This window comes from Moorena sp. SIO3I8, from assembly GCF_010692325.1.
Taxonomy (GTDB): Bacteria; Cyanobacteriota; Cyanobacteriia; order Cyanobacteriales; family Coleofasciculaceae; genus Moorena.
Genome location: NZ_JAAHHW010000371.1, coordinates 1 through 1503, shown reverse-complemented (window position 1 = coordinate 1503; position 1503 = coordinate 1). Strand labels below are relative to the sequence as shown.

The following is a 1503-nucleotide window of genomic DNA, read 5'->3' as shown; positions in this document are numbered from 1 at the left end:
TGAAAGCCCGGTGTTACCAATTAAGATTCCTAAGGAAGAAATAGAGCAATTTTGCCAGCGTCATCATATTCGCAAATTGTCTTTATTTGGTTCAGTGTTGAGGGATGATTTTACACCGGAGAGTGACCTGGATTTTTTAGTAGAATTTGAACCAGGCAAAACCCCTGGTTTATTTAGGTTAGCCAGTATGGAAATAGAACTTTCAGAACTAGTAGAAGGGAGAAAGATTGATTTAAGAACTCCTAATGAATTAAGTATTTATTTTCGAGACAGAGTGATGGCTGAGGCCATGGTGCAGTATGACAGCAATTGACGATTTAACTCGCTTGCACCATATGCAGGATGCAGCAATAGAAGCTCTCGGTTTTATGTCTGGAAAGACCAGAGAAGATTTAGCTAAGGATAGGATGTTGGTGTTGGCAGTTGTTAAAGATTTAGAAATTATTGGGGAAGCGGCAGGTAGAATTTCAGCTGAATGTAGGGGGAGACATGCTGATATTCCTTGGGCAGTGATGATTGGGATGCGAAATCGTTTGACCCATGCTTATTTCTCTATCGATTTAGATATTGTTTGCAGGGCAAACGCATCTAAATTAGATTGACAAATAAGCAAAAATGTGCTAAGCACCACCCAGGTTAAGTTGAGCACCAAATATGAGATAATGACTTCATGACTAATTTTTAAGAACTCGTTGGCGTGTCAGACAAATGAAAAATGGTTTTATGCCCGCTTTAAAACCACCCAAAAAAGATTACACTAGGAAGAATACTAACTTCTTAAAACCTCTTTTTTTAAACCATTTTGGAACCTTGACTGACCCAAGAATAGACAGAAGTAAAAAGCATTTATTAATAGATATTATAGCGATTGCTATTTTAGCTGTCATCAGTGGAGCGGACGGATGGGTTGGGATTGAAACTTATGGTCAAGCTAAATATGAATGGTTATCCGAATTTCTCGACTTACCAAATGGAATTCCATCTCATGATACATTTAGTCGAGTTTTTGCTAGACTAAATCCCGAAGAATTTCAACAAGGTTTTTTAAATTGGGTTAATTCGATCACGAAAAAATTAGGAGTAAAAGTCATAGCAATAGATGGCAAAACTCTCAAACAATCTTATGACAGAAATCAAAAGCAAAAAGCTTTACATATAGTTAGTGCATGGTCTGACTCTCACCAATTAGTCTTAGGACAACATAAAGTTAAGGAGAAATCCAATGAAATTACCGCTATCCCTCAATTACTAGAAATGCTATCAATTGAGGGAAGCATAATTACTATCGATGCAATGGGGTGTCAAAAAGATATTACCTCCCTAATTATTAATAAAAAAGCTGATTATATTTTGGCTCTAAAAGCTAATCAAAAAACTCTTTATGAAGAAGTAAAAACTTGGTTTGATTTAGCTATGAAGTCTGACTTTGTCGGAAAAGACTATAGTTATTATCAAGAAATAGAAAGTGGGCATAATCGAATTGAAAAAAGAGAAGTATGGACG

The 1503-nt window shown here is 36.1% G+C and carries 3 protein-coding genes; all 3 read left to right on the top strand.

Annotated elements, in window-relative coordinates:
- Nucleotides 1-313, top strand: a 313-nt coding sequence (locus F6K51_RS37090; protein WP_365940644.1) for a nucleotidyltransferase family protein, incomplete at its 5' end; no start/stop codon positions are given.
- A complete protein-coding gene (locus F6K51_RS37085) occupies nt 300-602 on the top strand; it encodes a HepT-like ribonuclease domain-containing protein (RefSeq protein WP_293031129.1) in 303 nt (100 codons plus the stop codon). The genes F6K51_RS37090 and F6K51_RS37085, both read left to right, overlap by 14 nt.
- 106 nt (nt 603-708) lie before the next feature.
- Nucleotides 709-1503 (top strand): ISAs1 family transposase (locus tag F6K51_RS37080; RefSeq protein WP_293031126.1); only part of this gene is annotated, 795 nt, incomplete at its 3' end.